This window comes from Streptomyces sp. Mut1, assembly GCF_030719295.1.
Lineage (GTDB): Bacteria > Actinomycetota > Actinomycetes > Streptomycetales > Streptomycetaceae > Streptomyces > Streptomyces castrisilvae.
In genome coordinates, this window is sequence record NZ_CP120997.1 from 6,989,144 (window position 1) to 7,008,466 (window position 19,323).

Annotated in this window: 14 protein-coding genes; 7 read left to right on the forward strand and 7 right to left on the reverse strand. The window is 73.3% G+C overall.

All coding sequences use genetic code 11. The annotated features are described in order from the left end of the window. Positions 1 to 4: 4 nt before the first annotated feature. Positions 5 to 2,215, reverse strand: coding sequence for a DEAD/DEAH box helicase (locus tag P8A18_RS30215; RefSeq protein ID WP_306059681.1), 2,211 nt, complete (start codon positions 2,213 to 2,215; stop codon positions 5 to 7). A 326-nt stretch (positions 2,216 to 2,541) separates the two neighbouring features. On the opposite strand from P8A18_RS30215, the gene P8A18_RS30220 reads away from it, so the two are divergent. Further along, positions 2,542 to 2,796, forward strand: coding sequence for a WhiB family transcriptional regulator (locus P8A18_RS30220; RefSeq protein ID WP_018552499.1), 255 nt, complete (start codon positions 2,542 to 2,544; stop codon positions 2,794 to 2,796). 157 nt (positions 2,797 to 2,953) lie between these two features. Here P8A18_RS30220 and P8A18_RS30225 read toward each other — a convergent pair whose 3' ends face one another. Next, positions 2,954 to 3,862, reverse strand: a complete 909-nt coding sequence (locus tag P8A18_RS30225) for a chitosanase (protein ID WP_306061232.1) — start codon at positions 3,860 to 3,862, stop codon at positions 2,954 to 2,956. A 73-nt stretch (positions 3,863 to 3,935) separates the two neighbouring features. On the opposite strand from P8A18_RS30225, the gene P8A18_RS30230 reads away from it, so the two are divergent. Next, on the forward strand, positions 3,936 to 7,295 hold the full coding sequence (locus P8A18_RS30230) for a hypothetical protein (RefSeq protein WP_306059684.1): 3,360 nt from the start codon (positions 3,936 to 3,938) through the stop codon (positions 7,293 to 7,295). 91 nt (positions 7,296 to 7,386) lie between these two features. Here P8A18_RS30230 and P8A18_RS30235 read toward each other — a convergent pair whose 3' ends face one another. The 4 genes from P8A18_RS30235 to P8A18_RS30250 all read right to left on the reverse strand — a co-directional run bounded on the left by P8A18_RS30235 (position 7,387) and on the right by P8A18_RS30250 (position 11,387). Beyond that, positions 7,387 to 8,361 (reverse strand): acyl-ACP desaturase, encoded by a 975-nt coding sequence (locus tag P8A18_RS30235; RefSeq protein ID WP_306059686.1) that lies wholly within the window; start codon positions 8,359 to 8,361, stop codon positions 7,387 to 7,389. Between the two features lie 198 nt (positions 8,362 to 8,559). Next, positions 8,560 to 10,191 carry an ABC-F family ATP-binding cassette domain-containing protein gene (locus P8A18_RS30240; RefSeq protein WP_306059688.1) on the reverse strand — a complete coding sequence of 544 codons (1,632 nt, stop codon included), beginning with the start codon at positions 10,189 to 10,191 and terminating at the stop codon, positions 8,560 to 8,562. Positions 10,192 to 10,504: 313 nt separating this feature from the next. After that, positions 10,505 to 10,918 (reverse strand): spore wall synthesis regulator SsgD, encoded by a 414-nt coding sequence (gene ssgD / locus P8A18_RS30245; RefSeq protein WP_018552494.1) that lies wholly within the window; start codon positions 10,916 to 10,918, stop codon positions 10,505 to 10,507. A gap of 175 nt (positions 10,919 to 11,093) precedes the next feature. After that, complete coding sequence (locus P8A18_RS30250; RefSeq protein WP_306059691.1) at positions 11,094 to 11,387, reverse strand: YciI family protein; 294 nt, start codon at positions 11,385 to 11,387, stop codon at positions 11,094 to 11,096. A 44-nt stretch (positions 11,388 to 11,431) separates the two neighbouring features. Here P8A18_RS30250 and P8A18_RS30255 point away from each other — a divergent pair, with 44 nt between their 5' ends. Then, a complete protein-coding gene (locus P8A18_RS30255; RefSeq protein ID WP_306059693.1) occupies positions 11,432 to 12,109 on the forward strand; it encodes an endonuclease V in 678 nt (225 codons plus the stop codon). Between the two features lie 10 nt (positions 12,110 to 12,119). Here the strand turns inward: P8A18_RS30255 and P8A18_RS30260 are convergent, their stop codons facing one another. Further along, positions 12,120 to 13,310, reverse strand: coding sequence for a saccharopine dehydrogenase family protein (locus P8A18_RS30260; RefSeq protein WP_306059695.1), 1,191 nt, complete (start codon positions 13,308 to 13,310; stop codon positions 12,120 to 12,122). Between the two features lie 213 nt (positions 13,311 to 13,523). On the opposite strand from P8A18_RS30260, the gene P8A18_RS30265 reads away from it, so the two are divergent. Genes P8A18_RS30265 through P8A18_RS30280 form a run of 4 tightly spaced genes read left to right on the forward strand, consistent with a single transcriptional unit; the run spans position 13,524 to position 19,300 of the window. After that, positions 13,524 to 14,684, forward strand: coding sequence for a CaiB/BaiF CoA transferase family protein (locus P8A18_RS30265; RefSeq protein ID WP_306059697.1), 1,161 nt, complete (start codon positions 13,524 to 13,526; stop codon positions 14,682 to 14,684). Next, the gene (locus tag P8A18_RS30270) at positions 14,684 to 15,826 is read left to right on the forward strand and encodes an acyl-CoA dehydrogenase family protein (protein ID WP_306059699.1); all 1,143 of its coding nucleotides are present in this window, start codon (positions 14,684 to 14,686) and stop codon (positions 15,824 to 15,826) included. The genes P8A18_RS30265 and P8A18_RS30270 overlap by 1 nt, the downstream gene beginning before the upstream one ends. 52 nt (positions 15,827 to 15,878) lie before the next feature. Continuing rightward, positions 15,879 to 17,093 carry an acetyl-CoA C-acetyltransferase gene (locus P8A18_RS30275; RefSeq protein WP_306059701.1) on the forward strand — a complete coding sequence of 405 codons (1,215 nt, stop codon included), beginning with the start codon at positions 15,879 to 15,881 and terminating at the stop codon, positions 17,091 to 17,093. A gap of 38 nt (positions 17,094 to 17,131) precedes the next feature. Continuing rightward, positions 17,132 to 19,300: a 3-hydroxyacyl-CoA dehydrogenase NAD-binding domain-containing protein gene (locus P8A18_RS30280; RefSeq protein ID WP_306059702.1), complete on the forward strand. Its 2,169-nt coding sequence runs from the start codon at positions 17,132 to 17,134 to the stop codon at positions 19,298 to 19,300. Positions 19,301 to 19,323: the final 23 nt, after the last annotated feature.

The window sequence follows — 19,323 nt, forward strand, 5'->3', positions numbered from 1 at the left end:
CGCCTCAGCCGTCGACCGGCAGCGTCCGCTCGTCCGTCCCGGTCCGCAGCCGCTGCTGCTCCTCCTCCACGATGCGGCGCGCCAGCGCCCCCTCCGACACGTCCACGGCGTCCGGGGTCGTCTCCGCGACATCGCTGCGCCGGGCGTACGCGTCGAACAGGCGCTCCTTGCGGGCCAGGATGTCCAGCATCCGCTGGTCGACGCTGTCCGCCGCGAGCAGCCGGTGTACCTGGACCGTCCGTATCTGGCCCATCCGGTGGGCGCGGGCCACGGCCTGGTGTTCCGTCGTCGGCTTGATCTGCGGTTCGCAGAGGATCACGACGGACGCGGCCTGCATGTTCAGCCCGATGCCGCCGGCCTGGATCTGGCTCAGCAGGACCGCGTGGCCGGGCACCGCGGTGAAGCCGTCGATCAGCTCCTGGCGCCTTGCCGCCGCCACGCTCCCCGACAGCGGGCCGAACACGCCGTCCCCCAGAGCCTCGCGCACGGTTTCCAGCACCTCGCGGAAGTAGGAGAACACCACGACCTTCGCGCCGTTGCCCGCCGCCTCCGCGACCAGTTCGCGCAGCCGGTTCAGCTTGGCGGAGCTCTCCGGACACGCGTAGGCCGCCCGGCGCATCCGCATGAAATGACCGGTGGCCACCGCCTCCCGGTAGGCCCGCAGATCGTCCTCGCTGAACTCCTCCCACTCGTCCACCTGCACCAGGGCGGGCAGCTCGGTGAGCACATCCTGCTGGTTGCGCCGCAGATAGGCGGGGGCGACGGCCCGGCGGAACGCCTGCGAGCCCGCGGCGCCGTGCCGCGTGCTGATGGCGGGGGCCAGCTCCGGCTGGAGCCGGCGGACGAGGTTACGGAATTCCTCCACCCGGTTCTCCATCGGCGTCCCGGTCAGGAACAGCACCCGCTCGGTCCGCCGCGACCAGCCGGACACCGCTTGGGAGCGGCGGGTGGCCGGATTCTTCACGTAGTGGGCCTCGTCGACCACGAGCATCCCGGGCCGGACACCGCTGTCCTCCGCGTCCGGCAGGGTGTGCAGGGTGTCGAAGGTGGTCAGGGCGACCCCGCCGTCCTCGCGCCACTCGGCGAACGCCTCCCGCCGCTGCGGCCCGTGCACCGGCAGGGCGCGCAGCGTGGACCTGGCGCGGATCTCCCGGGTCCAGTTGATCAGGACGCTCGCCGGGCACACCACCAGGAAGTGCGTCTCCCCGCCCGCCGCGAGATGGGCCAGGGCCGCGATGGCCTGGACGGTCTTGCCGAGCCCCATCTCGTCGCCTAGGATCACCCGCTTCTGCGCGAGCGCGAAGCGCGCGCCGAACGACTGGTAGCCGCGCAGCGAGACCCGCAGCCGGGTGTCGTCCAGCCGCAGCCCGCGCACCCGGCCGGCGATGCCCGAGGGCAGGAAGCCCTCGGCCGCGTCCCGGTCGGGGCCGGTGCCCGACATCTCGGCGAGCAGGCTGTAGTACTCGGCCGGGCGCAGCTCGAAGTCGACCCAGGCGGCGACCGGCGAGTCCGGCTCCCGCAGCAGGTCGGCCGACACCTGCCCGAACAGCAACGGCAGTTCACGCTCCACCGCGTCGGCGACGGCCGCCCGGACGCCGGCCACGGCCTCCCGCGCCCCGGCCCGCGCCCGCCGTCCCGTGAAGAGCATCCGCAGCCGGTCCCGCGCCGGTCCGGCCGCCGTCAGCAAGGGCTCCAGGCGCTCGGCGAGCCGGCGGGCCCCGTCCACCGCGCGCCGTACGTCCGGACCCGCCTCCACCAGCCGGTACACCGCGCCGACCAGGGCGCTCGTGGCGTCGTCCGGGGCGTCCACGTCGATGCGCACCGCGACGGTGTCCCGCACCGCGTGCGCGATCTGGCCCGCCGCGGCCAGGGCCTGGTCGGCGGTCTGCGCGCCGACGCCGGGGATCTGGCGGAGCTCGTGGCGGCTCGCCCCGTACACCTGGCCGACCGTGGTGAAGCCCGCCTGCTCGACCGCGCCGAGGCGCAGCCGGCCCTCGGTGACGTCCTTGAGGCGGGAGACGGGGATGGAAGCGAGGCCGGAGCGGACCAGGACGTCGAGCAGCGGGTCCAGAGCGGTGCGCACGGCGGCGACGGCACGGGCGTGGTCCGCGAGCACTCCACGGGCCGCTTCCAGCAGGCTGTCGGCGCGCGCGAGCAGCTCCCGGGCGGCCCGCCCGGTCGGTGCCCCGCCCTCCGTGGACCCGGCCTCAGTCATCAGCGTCCCTCTGTCCCCCGCGCCCCTTGCCGCGGCTCCGGTCCCGCACCGGCCCGGACGGGCCCATCGTCCCACGCACCACCGACACCCGGCGGACCGGCCGGATGGGGCCCCATACCCCGGAGCCGCCGGCCGCCGCTGCGCTCAATTCAGCCGTTCTCGGCAGGGAGGGGAACGCGGAGCCCCGCCGCTGTACGCCGAGGCCGGCGGCGTATGCCGGTGTCAAGGGCGGGGAGCGGGCCGGGGACTGTTCCGGCCACCACGGCGTGGCGCCGATTGACGCGGCGTTGATCAGTCGTTTATCGCGGCAGGGCACTGTGGTGCCCATGCCGATCAACACCGCGACCGACCCCGCCTTCGCCTGGCAGGAGACAGCCCTGTGCGCGCAGGCGGGTCCCGAGTTCTTCTTCCCCGCCCCGGGCAGCTCCACCCGGGAGGCCAAGCAGCTGTGCAACGCCTGCGAAGGACGGCAGGCCTGCCTGGAGTACGCCCTCGACAACGACGAGCGCTTCGGCGTATGGGGCGGCCTCTCCGAGAAGGAGCGGGAACGGCTGCGCAGAGTCGGCCGGGAGCAGGCCTGAACCCGGCCCGCCCGTGGGGGCTTCGGCGTCGCCTTCGTCGGCCGGCGCCGCCCCCGGTCGGCTGCCCTGATCGATCCTGGCCGCCCCGGCGCCGGGAACGACCCGGGCAGCCGGGCCGGTCAGGCAGGACGCCCGCAGGTAGCGCGGGCCCTGCGGGTCACGACGCGATGCGGAACGTCTCGCCGTACATCTTCCAGGTCAGCGGCGGCTCCAGATCCAGGTTCTCGTCCTCCAGGAAGACGCGCTGGGCCGTATCGATGCGCGAAGTGTCGTGCTGGGTCTTCTTCGACTTCATCACGGCCCGCGCGGTGTCCAGGAAGATGTCCAGATAGGCCGACTCGTCACCGCCCTCGGTGACCGTGTCCGCCTCGGCCAGCGCCGCCTGCCGGATGCCGTAGAAGGAGTCGGCCTCGTGGCCCGGCCCCTGGAGCACCATGGCGTCGAAGTAGATGAACTGGCCCAGCGTCCCCAGCCCGTCCAGCTTCGCCAGCCGCACCGCCGGCTCGAAGTACTGCTTGTCGCGGACCTCGTCCTGCGCCTCGCGGAACGCCGCGTCCTCGGCCGCCTTCTTCCACGCGGCCGTGAAACCCGGGTCCAGGCCCTCGTGCGAACCGGTGCCGTCGACCTTGCGCAGCGCGGGGAGGAACGGCGCCAGCGGGTTGTCCGGATGGTCCTCGGTGAACGCCTCGACGAACGCCAGCATGTCGTGCGTACCCGAGCAGAACCCCACGATGCCCGCCGCGTAGCCGGTGCCGTCGCCACTGTCCTCGATCGTCGCGTACTGGGTGCGCCAGTCCAGCGTGGAGCCCTCCGCGCTGGCCAGCAGCTTCCACGCGATCTCCCGCATCGCCGGGGTGGCGAGCCCGGCGGGAGCCGCCTCGATCCGCTTGTTCATCTCGCCCCGCTCCTCCTCGTCCGCCGCCGCGAACGGGTCGGGGTTCGCGGGGACGGTGGCCGACGCCTCGGCGGTGGGGGAGTTCTTCGGCAGGGCGGCGTCTCCGCCGCTGTTGAAGACGATGGAGACGGCTATCGCTATCGGCACACCGATGAGAACAACGCGGGTCACAGGTTTCACCGGCACAGCGTACGGTCCCCCACGCCCCCGAGGGGGCCCCGCCCCCGCACGGCACAATCGGCCCATGACCGATGCCCTGCTGAAGGCTCTCGACCCCCTCCCCTACCCGCGGCGCATGCGTGAACTCGCCGCCCGCGCGCGCGTTCTGTCCGCTTCGGGCACCTTGCGTGCCGTGCTGGAAGAGCTGGACGAGGGCGGGCCCTACGAGCGGGGGACGGCCGTCGTCGCCGCGGCCGTCGGCGCCGACCGGGAGTGGATCGGCGCCCGCGTCGCCGACCCGGACCCCTTCGTCCAGGGGCACGCCCTGCGGGCCGCGCGCAGCCTCGGCGTACCGGACGAGGCGTACGAACAGGCCCTGGACGACCTCCCCCGCACCGTACGCCGCCGCCTGCTCCGGGCCGTCGTCACCGACGGGCGCACCGAACTCGCCGCCCGGCTGATCGACCGGATACGCGCCGACTGGGGCGACGCCGAGGCCACCGTGCTGCTCCCGGGCTGCCCCGCCCCGACCGCGGCCCGGCTGCTGCCCGCTCTCCTGTACGCCGTACGCGGCTGGGGCACCCTGGCCCGCCGGCACCCCGATCCCCTCCTCGACGCCGTCGAGGGCCAACTCGCCGAACTGGCCGAGCCGCAGCGCGCCGAGTGGTGGCAGCGCCACGCACCCGCCGTCGCGGCCACCGTCGCCTTCCGGCCCGCCCGCGTCCTCGACCTGCTCGTACGCTTCGGCCCCGCGTCGCTGCCGTCGCCGCTGACCCGCCACATCGGCGCTCTCGCCGCCACCGACCCCGCCGGGACCGCCCGGCTCCTGCTGCGCCCCGGAACCCGGACGGTGCTGGAGCGGGGCGGGACCACGATCGGGCGCGGAGCCCTGTTCCGCCTGGCCCGTACCGCGCCCGAAGGGCTCGTCGTGGAGCTGGGCCGGGCCATGGCGCAGAACTCCCGAGGCCTGGCCCGGCTGCTCGCCGTCCTCCCGCCGGGCCGCCGCACCGCCTTCCACACCTCGGTCATGACCGGGCGCGCGCCCGGCCACGCCACCGTGGACGCGGTCCTGCTCGACGCGCTGCCCCGCAGCGGCGTCGCCGGCGAGGCCCGGCGCGCGGCCGACCGGGCGGCCGAACGCGGCGAGGACGGGAGAACCGTGCTGCTCGCCCGGTCCTACCTCCCGGCCGCCGAGGTGTGGGAGCCGCTGCTGGAAGCCACCCGCAGGCCGGCGGCCGAGGACCGGGCCTTCGCCTGGCCGCTGCTCGTCCGCAACGCCGCCCGCACCGGCGCCCCAGGACCGCTCGCCGTCCTCCTGGACGACATGGCCCGGCTGCGCAACGAACAGGACCCCGTCCGCTCGGCCGCCCTGCTCGCCCTGGCGGCCGTGCCCGCGGGCCTGTTCACCGAGACCATGGACACCGCCCTCGACCGGATCGCCGCCGACGCCGTCGAGGCCCGGGACTCCTCCCACGCCACCCGGCACGCGCTGAGCACCCTGGCCCTGCGGCTGCTGCGCGAACACGCCGCCACCGGCCGCCGCGCCCTGGTCAGCTGGTCGCTGCGCACCCTGGTCCGGATCTCCGGCAACACCGGGGGAGCCGACCTCGGACAGCTCGACCGCACCCTGCGCGGGGGCCAGGAGCACGCGGTGTTCGAGGCCCTGCGGCCCTGGCTGGAGGCGGGGGCCGAGAAGAGCGACTACGGGCTCGTCTTCGCGCTGACCAGGGCGCTCGGCCGGCGCGCTGCCGGGCTGCCCGATCTCCAGGAACTGCTGTGGCAGGCGGTCCGCTTCGGGAGCACCACCACCGCCCGGACCGCCGTCGCGCTGTGGCTGGAGCCGGCCGCGCACCGGGGCGAGCGTGTGGAACGGCTCCTCGCGCTGGACGCCTCCGCCGGAACCCTCCCCGAGGTGCTGCGCGTCCTGACCCGCGGCCGCACCGACCTGCTCGACCCCTACCTCGCCACCCCGCCGCCCCACGGCCGCTTCCTGACACCCGGAACCCCGTGGGCGGTCCACCCCGGCCCCGAGATCCGCCGCTGGGTCCCGCGCCAGCACCGCGCCGCCGCGCGGGCCCTGCGGCGCGCGGCCAGGGACGAGAAGCTGCCGCTCCACGCCCGGGCCGCCGCGATCGCCTCCCTGGCCCGCATCCCCGCGACCGGCGCCGATGCGCTGCGGGAGTGGACCGGTGCGGCCGACGTGGTGCTCGCGGAGGCCGCCCTCACCGCACTCGGCCACACCGACCGGGCCGGCGACGTGCTGGATGACCTGTTCGCCCGCTCCGGGGACGACCGGGCCCGGGTCGCCGTCTTCGCCGCCGGCCGGGCCGCCCGGCACGTCCGCCCCTCCGTGCTCGCCCCGGTGCTCCGGGCCCGCCTGGCACCCGGCACCGGCAAGGTGACCAGCCGCAAGGAGACCGTCCGGCTCGCCGTGTCCCGGCTGCCCCGCCGGACGGCCGCCGCCCTGGTCGCCGAGGCCTACGCGGAGCCCGGCCAGCACCCCGATGTCCGGGCCGCCTGCGTGGCCGGAGCCGTCGAACTGCTCGGCGACGAGCGGATGTGGCAGCTGCTCGCCGACGCGGCGGCCGGTGCCCCCGTCCTGCGCACCGCCGTGCTGCGCGTGCGGCCCATGGACCTGCCCGGCGAGCACCGCACCGGATACGCACGCCTGGTCCGCGAGGCGTGCGCCACCCATGACGAGGAGCAGGCCGCTTCCGCCCATGCCGTCGTCGCCCGCTGGATACCGTGGGAGCCGGGCATCGGTGCGGTACTGGCCGCCGCCACGACGGATCTGTCCCGCCGCCGCTCCTGGCGCTCGGCCGCCGACGCGCTGGCCGGGGCCGCGCCCGCGTCCGGGGAGGCCGCGCGGGCGCTGCTGGGAGCGCTGGACACGCTCGCCGACACCGTCGCCATGGACGACGCGGGCAGCGACCGCGACCGGCCCGCGCGGCAACGCGCCGTCCACCTCGTGAAGCGGATCGCCTCGGCGGCCGGAGCGCGCACCGACGACACCCTGCGGCCCGTCCTCACCGCCGCCGGTGAACTGCTCGCCCGCCACCGCGACCACGTACCGCAGGCCGTCGAACTGCTGGTCAGGGCCGTGGACCCGGACAGCGGGCCGGACGCCCTGCACGCCGCGCTGGACCGGCTCGCCCGGCTGCACGAGGGCCGCCCCGGCCTCGCCGCCCGTACCGCCTCCGAGTACGGCAGGCGCCAGGGCGTACCGCAGGACGCGGACGGGGCGGAGCGGCTGCTCGCCGTGGCCGGGCGCCTGGCCGAGGACGGCGGCCTCGCGCACGGTCTGCTCGCGGTGCGGCTGGTCGCGGTGGGCGGCCGGCACACGGGCTGGACCGGCCCGTGGCGCACCCAGCTCAGGCTGCTGCGGCGGCACGCGTACGCGGAGGTGCGCGACGCGGCGTACGCGGAGGTCACGGTCCGGGAGTGAGCGGCCGGACGCGCACCCCGGCGGGGGAGGGCTGGGAAAGACCGTGAGCCGCCGCCCCCGCCGGGGACCGGGGGCGGCGGCTCCTGTGCGGTCAGCCCCGGGCGCGGGCCGCCATCCGGGCCTTGCGCGCGGCGAGCTTCTCGTCGAACTTCGCGGCCTCACCGTCCAGCCCGTTCATGTACAGGCCGAGCTCCTCCTGTGCCTGGAGACCCTCCGGGCCCAGGCCGTCGATGTCGAGGACCTTCAGGTAGCGCAGTACCGGCTGGATCACGTCGTCGTGGTGGATGCGCATGTTGTAGATCTCGCCGATCGCCATCTGCGCGGCGGCCCGCTCGAAGCCGGGCATGCCGTGGCCGGGCATCCGGAAGTTGACGACGACGTCGCGCACGGACTGCATCGTCAGGTCCGGGGCCAGCTCGAAGGCGGCGCCCAGGAGGTTGCGGTAGAAGACCATGTGCAGGTTCTCGTCGGTCGCGATGCGGGCCAGCATGCGGTCGCAGACCGGGTCGCCCGACTGGTGTCCGGTGTTGCGGTGCGAGACCCGGGTCGCCAGCTCCTGGAAGGCCACGTAGGCCACCGAGTGCAGCATCGAGTGGCGGTTGTCGGACTCGAAGCCCTCCGCCATGTGCGCCATCCGGAACTGCTCCAGCTTGTCCGGGTCGACCGCGCGGGAGGTGAGCAGGTAGTCGCGCATCACGATGCCGTGCCGGCCCTCCTCGGCCGTCCAGCGGTGCACCCAGCTGCCCCAGGCTCCGTCACGGCCGAAGAGGGAGGCGATCTCGTGGTGGTAGCTGGGGAGGTTGTCCTCGGTGAGGAGGTTCACCACCAGGGCGATCTTGCCGATGTCGGTGACCTTGGACTGGTCGGCCCGCCAGGCCTCGCCGTCCTCGAACACACCGGGGAAGTTCCGGCCGTCGGAGAACGGAACGTACTCGTGGGGCATCCAGTCCTTGGCGACCTTGAGGTGCCGGTTGAGCTCCTTCTCCACCACCTCTTCGAGGGCGTACAGCAGGTGGGCATCGGTCCACGTCTGTGAACTGCCGAGGTGGGGAGAGGCGATCGTCACGGGGGCTCCTGGGGACGGGAGAATTACCTACGGACTCGTAGGTTACGAGACCGTAGGTTAAAGCGACGTTAAGGTCCCCGCCAAGCCCGGCCCTCCAGAGCCCGCCTCCGCCCGCCGAGCCCGGGTCCTCGGCGCCCGCCTCCGCCCGCCGAGTCCGGGTCCCCTCGGCGACCGCCTCCCCTCGCTCGGCGGGCCCCTTCAGAGCCCGGCGCGCACCTCCTCCGCCGTGGTGTCCCGCAGTTCCCCGTCGAGCAGCAGCCAGCGCGTGATTCCCAGTGACTCCAGGAACGGCACGTCGTGGCTCGCCACGACGAGTGCGCCCTCGTACGCCTCCAGGGCCTCCGTCAGCCGGCGCACGCTCGCCAGGTCCAGGCTGTTCGTCGGCTCGTCCAGCATCAGCAGCCGGGGCGCCGGCTCGGCCAGCAGCAGCGCGGCCAGGGCGGCCCGGAACCGCTCCCCGCCCGACAGGGTCCCCGCGGCCCGGTCCGCGCGCGCCCCCCTGAACAGGAAGTGCGCCAGCCTCGCCCTGATCCGGTTGTTCGTGGCGTCCGGCGCGAACCGCGCCACGTTCTGCACCACGCTCAGCGCGTCGTCCAGCACATCGAGCCGCTGCGGCAGGAAACGCAGCGGGACATCGACGGCGGCCTCGCCGGAGACGGGCGCCAGCTCACCGGCGAGCGTGCGCAGCAGCGTCGTCTTGCCCGCTCCGTTGCGCCCCACCAGCGCGACGCGCTCGGGGCCGCGCACCTCGTACTCCCCCCGCACCCGCGCCCCGTGGGCGAGTTCCAGATCGCGCAGGACCAGCACGCCCCGGCCCGGATGGACCTTGGTCTGCGGCAGTTCGATCCGGATCTCGTCGTCGTCGCGCACCGCGTCCACGGCGTCGTCCAGGCGCTCCCTCGCGTCGGCCAGCCGGCTCGCGTGCGTCAGACGCTGCTTGCCCGCCGACTCCTGGGCGGAGCGTTTGCGGGCGCTCGCGACGATCTTCGGCACGCTCCCCTGCTCGAACAGCTTCTGCCCGTACCGCTTGCGCCGGGCCGATTTCACCTGGGATTCGGCCAGTTCACGCTTCTGCCGCTGCACATCGGCCTCCGCGACCCGCACCATGCGCTCGGCCGCCTCCTGCTCCACCGCGAGCGCCGCCTCGTACGCCGTGAGGTTGCCGCCGTACCAGGTGACGGCGGAGTCCCGCAGATCGGCGATCTGGTCGACACGTTCCAGGAGTTCGCGATCGTGGCTGACCACGACGAGCACCCCGTGCCACCCGTCGACGGCCGCGTAGAGCCGCTGACGGGCGTACAGATCCAGGTTGTTGGTCGGCTCGTCCAGCAGCAGCACATCGGGCCGGGCCAGCAGCAGCGCGGCCAGCCGCAGCAGCACGCACTCGCCGCCCGACATCTCGCCGATCGTGCGGTCCAGCCCGATGTGTCCGAGGCCCAGCTCATCGAGCATGGCGCGGGCCCGCTCCTCGACGTCCCAGTCGTCGCCGACGGCGGCGAACCGCTCCTCGCCGACGTCACCGGCCTCGATGGCGTGCAACGCCTCGCGGACCCTGTCGATCCCGAGGGCGGCGTCGACCCGCAGCCCGGTGTCCAGGACCAGGTTCTGCGGCAGGTAGCCCACCTCGCCGGCCACCTTCACCTGGCCGCCGGTGGGCCGCAGTTCCCCGGCGATCAGCCGGAGCAGGGTCGATTTGCCGGCCCCGTTGAGACCGATGAGCCCGGTGCGGCCGGGGCGCACGGTGAGGTGGAAGTCGTCCAGGGCCCGGCTGCCGTCGGGCCAGGTGAAGGAGAGCGACGAGCAGCTGATGTGAGTGGCGGGGGCAGACATGAGCATCTCCCGGTTGCGGGGAACGGACAGGGCAACGGGGCGAGACACCGGCCACGGGCGTTCCACGAGAAATTCCGGAAGTACGGAGGGAAGGCCCTGGTCACGGAGGACGGCTCGGAGAGCTGAGGTCACACTCGGGCACGCGGACGGCGAAAACCTGACACGGCGTGCGGCACGGTGTCTCAAGACCTCAGACGAGCAACGTCCTACTCCGTTCGGCGACAACAAGGACACCGCAGACGGTACGGGGGACCCGGGGAGAGGGCAATCGGATTTACCGGCCCGCGCGGGCGCGTCCGCGCGGGCCGAGGGGTCAGCGGGAGCCGAACAGTTCGGTCAGATTCCGGTCCAGGTCCAGGAACCGGCGCTCGTGGCCGCAGGGCACCAGCTGCTGCGCCCGCCGCAGGAAGCGGCGCAGATCCGCCGTGCGCACGTGCACCATGGCGATCCCCTCGGCGGCGTGGAACTCCAGCACCGTGCGGTCGTAGCCGAATGGCCTGATCCGCACGTCGCCGAGGCCGGACGGAACCTCCATCCCGGCGGCGAGCAGCTCCCGGGAGAACTCCCAGGACACCTCCGTCCCCTCCAGCGTCGCCGGCGCGGGGAACGCCATGCGCACGGCGAAGGGATCTGCCCGGTCGTAGCTCAGGACGGCGGGCAGGGTCTCCATCTGCGGCGCGGACGCAACCATGCGGGCCTGTACGGACTGTTCGATGACCGTGGACACGAACTTGCTCCCTCTCGCGACCGGACGAACGGTTCCCGGCACTCGTACAGACGACGGAAGTCGCCGATCCGTGCATCGGGAGGCGGCGTGAGCTGCATCACCGCACACCGCTGCCTGTTCACGTGCCCCGTCGCGGACGGCGCACCCGGGACGAGGCCGTTCCGGCGCGAAAGCGTCAGAGCCGCTGACGGTAGGGGGCGAGCGCGTCCGAGGTCTTCGTGGCGATGAATTCGGTGATCCGGTACGCGCAGACGCCCTCGGCGGCGAAGGGGTCGCTCGCCGCCAGCCGTTCGATCGCCGCCCGGTCGTCGCCGACCGCGAGGATCACTCCGCCGTCCCGGGGGTTCTTGCGCCCGGAGGCGATGACGACCCCCGCCGCGTACTGCGCGTCGAGCCAGGCGACGTGCGCGTCCAGCAACGCGTCGACGCGGTCCAGCGGGGCGGTGTAGGACAGCTCGAGTACGAACATGATCTCAGGCTACTGGAGGGAAGCACTCTAGAGTCGGCGGCATCATGACAGCACTTCAGATGCCCGCCGACGCTGCCGAAGCCCGTGCCGTCCAGGACGCCCTGCGCGCCCGGGTGGTCCTCGACGAGCCGGGCCCGCCGCCGGGAACGGGCCTGGTGACCGGGGTCGATGTCGCCTACGACGACGAGCGCGACGTCGTCGCGGCGGCGGCCGTGGTGCTCGACGCCGCCACGCTGGAGGTGGTGGCCGAGGCCACCGCCGTCGGCCGGGTCACCTTCCCGTACGTCCCCGGGCTGCTGGCCTTCCGCGAGATCCCGACCGTGCTCGCCGCCCTGGAGTCCCTGCCGGGCGACCCGGGCCTCGTCGTCTGCGACGGCTACGGCAGGGCCCACCCCCGCCGCTTCGGGCTGGCCAGCCACCTCGGCGTCCTCACCGGGCTCCCGGTCATCGGCGTCGCCAAGAACCCGTTCACCTTCACCTGCGAACCGCCCGGCCCCCGGCGCGGGGACCAGTCGCCGCTCCTGGACGCGGGGGAGGAGGTCGGCCGGGCGGTGCGCACGCGGGACGGCACCAAACCGGTCTACGTCTCCGTCGGCCACCGCACCGGCCTGGACAACGCCGTCGCCCACACCCTCCGGCTGGCCCGCGACTTCCGCCAGCCGGAGACCACCCGCAGGGCCGACGCGCTGTGCCGCCGCGCCCTGCGCGAGGCGACCGCCTGACGCACCCGGGTCAGCGCTCCGCCGCCACCCGGAAGCGCAGCCCGGCCGTCCGCAGCCGCTCCAGCAGCGCGTCGCCCATCGCGGCGGCGGTCGTCACCTGCCCCGAGGTGGCGGGCAGCTCGTCCAGCGCCAGGCACAGCGCCGACTCCGCGAGCATCTTCGCCGTCTCGCCGTAGCCCGGATCGCCGCCGGACACCTCCGTGAACACCCGTCGTCCGCCGCCCTCCCCGACGAACCGGACGGTGAACCAGCTGCACCGCCTGCGCTCCTCGTCCGGGCCCGCGCCCGGCTCCAGGCGCCCCATCAGCCAGTCCCGCGCGGCCGGCACCTGCGCGGCGCCCAGCAGCGCGCCGATCGCCGCCGTCCCGCCGAGCGCCACCGGAAGGTGCTTGACGGAGGCGTAGTGGCGGTAGCGGAAATCGGGGCCGTACCGCTCCAGCGCACGCGCCGAACGGGCGACGACCTGCGCGTCGAGCGTCGGCAGCGGGAGCGCCCAGGTGCCGGTCTCCGGGCTGAAGCGGGGACGGGCGAGCGGGGCGTGGACGCGGCGGCCGGCCGGGCGCGGCTCGTACAGCCGGCGCTCCCTCGCGGCGCGCAGCATCTGCGGGCCCCGGCCCATCGCGGTGAGCGCCGAGGCGAACGTACCGCCGGAGACGGCGGCGTTGCTGCGGACGAACCCGTCGATGCGCAGCGGCACTCCCTCCGGGAGCCGGCCCACCGTGAAGTAGACGCCCAGGTCGTGCGGTACGGAGTCGAAACCGCAGGCGTGCACGATGCGGGAGCCCGTCTCGCGCGCCCGGGTCTCGTGCTCCACGTACATCCGGTCCACGAACTCCGCCTCGCCGGTGAGGTCCGTGTAGTCCGTACCGGCCTCGGCGCAGGCCGCGACCAGCTTCTCGCCGTACCAGACGTACGGGCCGACGGTCGTGGCCACCACGTGGGCGGACTCGGCCAGGGCGCGCAGCGAGCCGGCGTCGTCCGCGTCCGCCTCCAGCAGCGGGAGGTCCGCGCAGTGCGGATGGCGCACGGCCAGCCGGGTGCGCAGCCGCTCCAGCCTGGCGCGGTCGCGTCCGGCCAGGGCCCAGCGGCAGCCGTCGGGCGCGCGGGCGGCCAGATATGCGGCGGTCAGCCCGCCCACGAACCCGGTGGCACCGAAGAGAACCACGTCATAGGGGCGCGCGGCCCCGTTCTGCCTGTTCACGAAAGCCTCCACGCAAGACGGCGCCGGACGGAGCGAGCAGAGGTTAGCGCGGTCGCCGTGGCGGTCTGCGGGCGGGAGGGGGCGATGGGGGATTATCCATGCGTACCCACGAGAAGAACTAAGCGCTTGCTCGGCCCAGGGGGTTGTGCGGAGCGCGGTGCGTTCTTAGCATCATCGATGTTACATCAGTTGTGTCATACCGCTGGGGGCTCGATGGCAACAGCAGAGAACGGTCCGCGCGGCCCGCGCGGTCCCCTCGACGGGACTCGCGTGGTGGAGCTCGCCGGCATCGGCCCCGGCCCGTTCGCCGCGATGCTCCTGGCCGATCTGGGCGCGGACGTGGTGCGGGTCGACCGCCCCGGCGGCGCCGGACTCGGCATCGATCCGGCCCGCGACCTCACCAACCGCAACAAGCGCTCCGTGCTCCTCGACCTGAAGGCAGCCGACGGGCCGGCCACGGTCCTGGAGCTGGTGGAGCGCGCCGACGTCCTCATCGAGGGCTACCGGCCGGGCGTCGCCGAACGCCTCGGCGTCGGCCCCGACGCCTGCCTGGCCCGCAACCCGAAGCTCGTCTACGGGCGGATGACCGGCTGGGGCCAGGACGGCCCGCTGGCCGAGCGCGCCGGGCACGACATCTCGTACATCGCGCTCACCGGCACCCTCTCCATGATCGGCAGGCCCGGTGAACCGCCCACCGTCCCCGCCAACCTGGTCGGCGACTACGCGGGCGGCTCGCTCTACCTCGTCGTCGGCATCCTCGCCGCCCTCCAGCACGCCCGTACCCCCGGCGGCACCGGGCAGGTGGTGGACGCGGCGATCGTGGACGGCGCCGCCCACCTCGCCACGATGATCCACGGCATGCTCGCGGCCGGCGGCTGGCAGGACCGGCGCGGCTCCAACCTGCTGGACGGCGGCTGCCCCTTCTACGGCTCCTACGAGACGGCCGACGGCCAGTACATGGCGGTCGGCCCGCTGGAGCAGCGGTTCTACGACGACTTCGTCCGGCTCCTCGGCATCGCGGACACCGCCCCCGACCGGGGCGACCTCGCCCGCTGGGACGAACTGCGCGCCGCCGTCGCCGACCGGTTCCGCACCCGCACCCGCGCCGAGTGGACCGAGGTCTTCTACGGGTCGGACGCCTGTGTGGCGCCCGTCCTCTCGCTCCGCGAGGCACCGCACCACCCGCACCTCGCCGCCCGCGCCACCTTCGTCGAACACAGCGGCCTCACCCAGCCCGCCCCCGCGCCCCGCTTCTCGGCCACCCCCGCGTCGGTGCGCAGCGGCCCGGCCCTGCCGGGCGCGGACACCGACGCCGTCGCCGCCGACTGGGACGTGCCCGGCCTGCGGACCACCCGGAAGGACACCACCGACTGATGCAGCGGCAGATCTTCACCGAAGAGCACGACGCGTTCCGCGGGACCGTCCGCACCTTCCTCGCCAAGGAGGTCCTTCCGCACTACGAGCAGTGGGAGAAGGACGGCATCGTCTCGCGCGAGGCCTGGCGGGCCGCCGGACGGCAGGGGCTGCTCGGCCTCGCCGTGCCCGAGGAGTACGGGGGCGGCGGCAACCCCGACTTCCGCTACAGCGCGGTCCTCGCCGAGGAGTTCACCCGGGCCGGGGCCCCCGGCCTCGCACTCGGGCTGCACAACGACATCATCGGCCCCTACCTCACCGGCCTGGGCACGGACGAGCAGAAGCGGCGCTGGCTGCCCGGCTTCTGCAGCGGCGAGATCATCACCGCCATCGCCATGACCGAACCCGGCGCCGGCTCCGACCTCCAGGCCATCCGCACCACCGCCGAGGACAAGGGCGACCACTGGCTGCTCAACGGCTCCAAGACCTTCATCTCCAACGGCATCCTCGCCGACCTCGTGGTCGTCGTCGCCAGGACCACCCCGGAAGGCGGCGCCAAGGGCCTCTCGCTGATCGTCGTGGAACGGGGCGCGGAGGGCTTCGAGCGGGGCCGCAACCTCGACAAGATCGGCCAGAAGTCCCAGGACACCGCCGAGCTGTTCTTCAACGACGTGCGCGTCCCCAAGGAGAACCTCCTCGGCGAGCGCGACGGCGCCTTCATCCACCTGATGACCAACCTGGCCCAGGAGCGCATGGGCATAGCCGTCGCCGGGATCGCCGCTGCCGAACACCTCCTGGAGATCACCACCGCGTACGTCAAGGAGCGCGAGGCGTTCGGACGGCCGCTCTCCAAGCTCCAGCACATCCGCTTCGAGATCGCGGAGATGGCCACCGAGTGCGCGGTCACCCGGACCTTCCTCGACCGGTGCATCGTGGACCACTCCGAGGGCACCCTCGACGCCGTACACGCCTCGATGGCGAAGTGGTGGGCGACCGAACTGCAAAAGCGCGTCGCCGACCGCTGCCTCCAACTGCACGGCGGCTACGGCTACATGAGCGAGTACCCGGTGGCCAGGGCGTTCACCGACGGCCGCATCCAGACCATCTACGGCGGCACGACCGAGATCATGAAGGAGATCATCGGCCGCTCGCTGCTCGCCTGACCCCCCGCCCGCCGAACCACGCTCGCGCCACCACCCTCGAAAGGCAGCTGTCTTGAGTACCGAAGCATTCGTCTACGACGCGATCCGCACCCCGCGCGGCCGGGGCAAGGCCAACGGCGCCCTGCACGGCACCAAGCCGATCGACCTCGTCGTCGGCCTCATCCACGAGATCCGCGCCCGCTTCCCCGGCCTGGACCCGGCGGCCGTCGACGACATCGTCCTCGGCGTCGTCAGCCCGCTCGGCGACCAGGGCTCCGACATCGCGCGGATCGCCGCCATCGCGGCCGGTCTGCCCGACACCGTCGCCGGCGTCCAGGAGAACCGCTTCTGCGCCTCGGGCCTGGAAGCCGTCAACCTGGCCGCCGCCAAGGTCCGTTCGGGCTGGGAGGACCTGATCCTGGCGGGCGGCGTCGAGTCGATGTCCCGGGTGCCGATGGGCTCCGACGGCGGTGCCTGGGCGATGGACCCGATGACCAACTACGAGACGGGCTTCGCCCCGCAGGGCGTCGGCGCCGACCTCATCGCCACCATCGAGGGCTTCTCGCGCCGCGACGTCGACGAGTTCGCCGCCCTGTCGCAGGAGCGGGCCGCCGAGGCGTGGAAGGACAACCGCTTCGCGCGCTCCGTCGTCCCCGTCAAGGACCGCAACGGCCTCGTCGTCCTCGACCACGACGAGCACATGCGGCCCGGCACCACCGCCGACTCCCTCGCCGCGCTCAAGCCCTCCTTCGCGACGATCGGCGAGATGGGCGGCTTCGACGCCGTAGCGCTCCAGAAGTACCACTGGGTCGAGAAGATCGACCACGTCCACCACGCGGGCAACTCCTCCGGCATCGTGGACGGCGCCGCGCTCGTCGCGATCGGCTCCAAGGAGATCGGCGAGCGCTACGGCCTGACCCCGCGCGCCCGCATCGTCTCCGCCGCGGTCTCCGGCTCCGAGCCCACCATCATGCTCACCGGCCCCGCCCCCGCCACCCGCAAGGCGCTCGCCAAGGCCGGGCTGGCCATCGAGGACATCGACCTGGTCGAGATCAACGAGGCCTTCGCCGGTGTCGTCCTGCGCTTCGCCCGGGACATGGGGCTCTCCCTCGACAAGATCAACGTCAACGGCGGCGCCATCGCGCTCGGCCACCCGCTCGGCGCCACCGGGGCGATGATCCTCGGCACCCTCATCGACGAGCTGGAACGCCGGGACAAGCGCTACGGCCTCGCCACCCTCTGCGTGGGCGGCGGCATGGGCATCGCCACCGTCATCGAGCGTCTCTGACCGTCCCGGCCACCCCTGCTTACGGAGAACACGAACCCATGACCGAGAGCACGACCATCCGCTGGGAACAGGACGAGACCGGCGTCGTCACCCTCGTACTGGACGATCCCAACCAGTCCGCCAACACGATGAACCAGGCCTTCAAGGACTCCATCGCGGCCGTCGCCGACCGCGCCGAGGCCGAGAAGGACTCCATCCGCGGGATCATCTACACCTCCGCCAAGAAGACCTTCTTCGCGGGCGGCGACCTCAAGGACATGATCAAGATCGGTCCTTCGAGCGCGCAGCTCGCGTTCGACACCGGCACCGCCATCAAGAACTCGCTGCGCCGCATCGAGACCCTGGGCAAGCCCGTCGTCGCCGCCATCAACGGCACAGCCCTCGGCGGCGGTTACGAGATCGCGCTCGCCTCCCACCACCGCGTCGCCCTCGACGCGCCCGGCTCCCGCATCGGCCTGCCCGAGGTCACCCTCGGCCTGCTGCCCGCGGGCGGCGGCGTCACCCGCACCGTACGCCTCATGGGCATCGCCGACGCGCTGCTCAAGGTCCTCCTCCAGGGCACCCAGTACACCCCGCGGCGCGCCCTGGACAACGGCCTGGTCCACGAGGTCGCCGCCACCCCCGAGGAGATGCTCGACAAGGCCCGCGCCTTCATCGACGCGCACCCCGAGTCCCAGCAGCCCTGGGACGTCAAGGGGTACAAAATCCCCGGCGGCACCCCGTCGAACCCCAAGTTCGCCGCGAACCTGCCGGCCTTCCCGTCCAACCTCAGGAAGCAGCTCGCCGGCGCCCCCATGCCCGCGCCGCGCAACATCCTCGCCGCCGCCGTCGAGGGCTCCCAGGTCGACTTCGAGACCGCGCTGACCATCGAGGCCCGGTACTTCACCGAGCTGGTCACCGGCCAGGTCGCCAAGAACATGATCCAGGCGTTCTTCTTCGACCTCCAGGCCGTCAACTCCGGTGCCAGCCGCCCCAAGGGCGTCGAGGAGCGCCAGGTCCGCAAGGTCGCCGTACTCGGCGCCGGGATGATGGGCGCGGGCATCGCCTACTCCTGCGCCAGGGCAGGCATCCAGGTCGTCCTCAAGGACGTCTCCACCGAGGCCGCCGCCAAGGGCAAGACGTACAGCGAGAAGCTGCTCGACAAGGCGCTGTCCCGGGGCCGTACGACCGAGGCCGAGCGCGACGAGCTGCTGGCCCGCATCACCCCGACCGGTGACGTGGCCGACCTCGCGGGCTGCGACGCGGTCATCGAGGCCGTCTTCGAGGACACCGCCCTCAAGCACAAGGTGTTCCAGGAGATCCAGGACGTCGTCGAGCCCGACGCTCTGCTCTGCTCCAACACCTCCACCCTGCCGATCACCGTGCTCGCCGAAGGTGTGTCGCGCCCCGCCGACTTCATCGGGCTGCACTTCTTCTCGCCCGTCGACAAGATGCCGCTGGTCGAGATCATCAAGGGCGAGAAGACCGGCGACGAGGCGCTGGCCCGCGCCTTCGACCTGGTCCGCCGGATCAAGAAGACGCCGATCGTGGTCAACGACTCGCGCGGCTTCTTCACCTCACGGGTCATCGGCCAGTTCATCAACGAGGGCGTCGCCATGGTCGGCGAGGGCGTCGAGCCCGCCTCCGTCGAGCAGGCCGCCGCCCAGGCCGGCTACCCGGCCAAGGTGCTCTCGCTGATGGACGAGCTGACCCTCACCCTGCCGCGCAAGATCCGCGACGAGACCCGCAAGGCCGTCGAGGAGGCGGGCGGCACCTGGCCCGGCCACCCCGCGGACGCGGTGATCGACCGGATGATCGACGACTTCGGCCGCCCCGGCCGCAGCGGCGGCGCGGGCTTCTACGAGTACGACGAGAGCGGGAAGCGCACCCGCCTCTGGCCCGGACTGCGTGAGCACTTCGCCGGGGAGACGGACATCTCCTTCACCGACATGCAGGAGCGGATGCTCTTCTCCGAGGCCCTGGACAGCGTCCGATGCCTGGAGGAGAACGTCCTGATCACCGTCGCCGACGCCAACATCGGCTCCATCATGGGCATCGGCTTCCCGCCGTGGACCGGCGGCGTCCTCCAGTACATCAACGGGTACGAGGGCGGCCTGCCCGGCTTCGTGGCCCGCGCCCGGGAGCTCGCGGAACGCTACGGCGACCGCTTCCTGCCGCCCGCGCTGCTCGTGGAGAAGGCGGAGAAGGGCGAGACCTTCCACGACTGAGCCGACGCGCGAAGTGCCGTACC

Coding starts and splice junctions, on each gene's coding strand:
- P8A18_RS30215 (WP_306059681.1), bottom strand. CDS start 2,215: ATGACTGAGGCCGGGTCCACGGAGGGCGGGGCACCGACCGGGCGGGCC.
- P8A18_RS30220 (WP_018552499.1), top strand. CDS start 2,542: ATGCCGATCAACACCGCGACCGACCCCGCCTTCGCCTGGCAGGAGACA.
- P8A18_RS30230 (WP_306059684.1), top strand. CDS start 3,936: ATGACCGATGCCCTGCTGAAGGCTCTCGACCCCCTCCCCTACCCGCGG.
- P8A18_RS30240 (WP_306059688.1), bottom strand. CDS start 10,191: ATGTCTGCCCCCGCCACTCACATCAGCTGCTCGTCGCTCTCCTTCACC.
- P8A18_RS30250 (WP_306059691.1), bottom strand. CDS start 11,387: ATGTTCGTACTCGAGCTGTCCTACACCGCCCCGCTGGACCGCGTCGAC.
- P8A18_RS30255 (WP_306059693.1), top strand. CDS start 11,432: ATGACAGCACTTCAGATGCCCGCCGACGCTGCCGAAGCCCGTGCCGTC.
- P8A18_RS30265 (WP_306059697.1), top strand. CDS start 13,524: ATGGCAACAGCAGAGAACGGTCCGCGCGGCCCGCGCGGTCCCCTCGAC.
- P8A18_RS30270 (WP_306059699.1), top strand. CDS start 14,684: ATGCAGCGGCAGATCTTCACCGAAGAGCACGACGCGTTCCGCGGGACC.
- P8A18_RS30280 (WP_306059702.1), top strand. CDS start 17,132: ATGACCGAGAGCACGACCATCCGCTGGGAACAGGACGAGACCGGCGTC.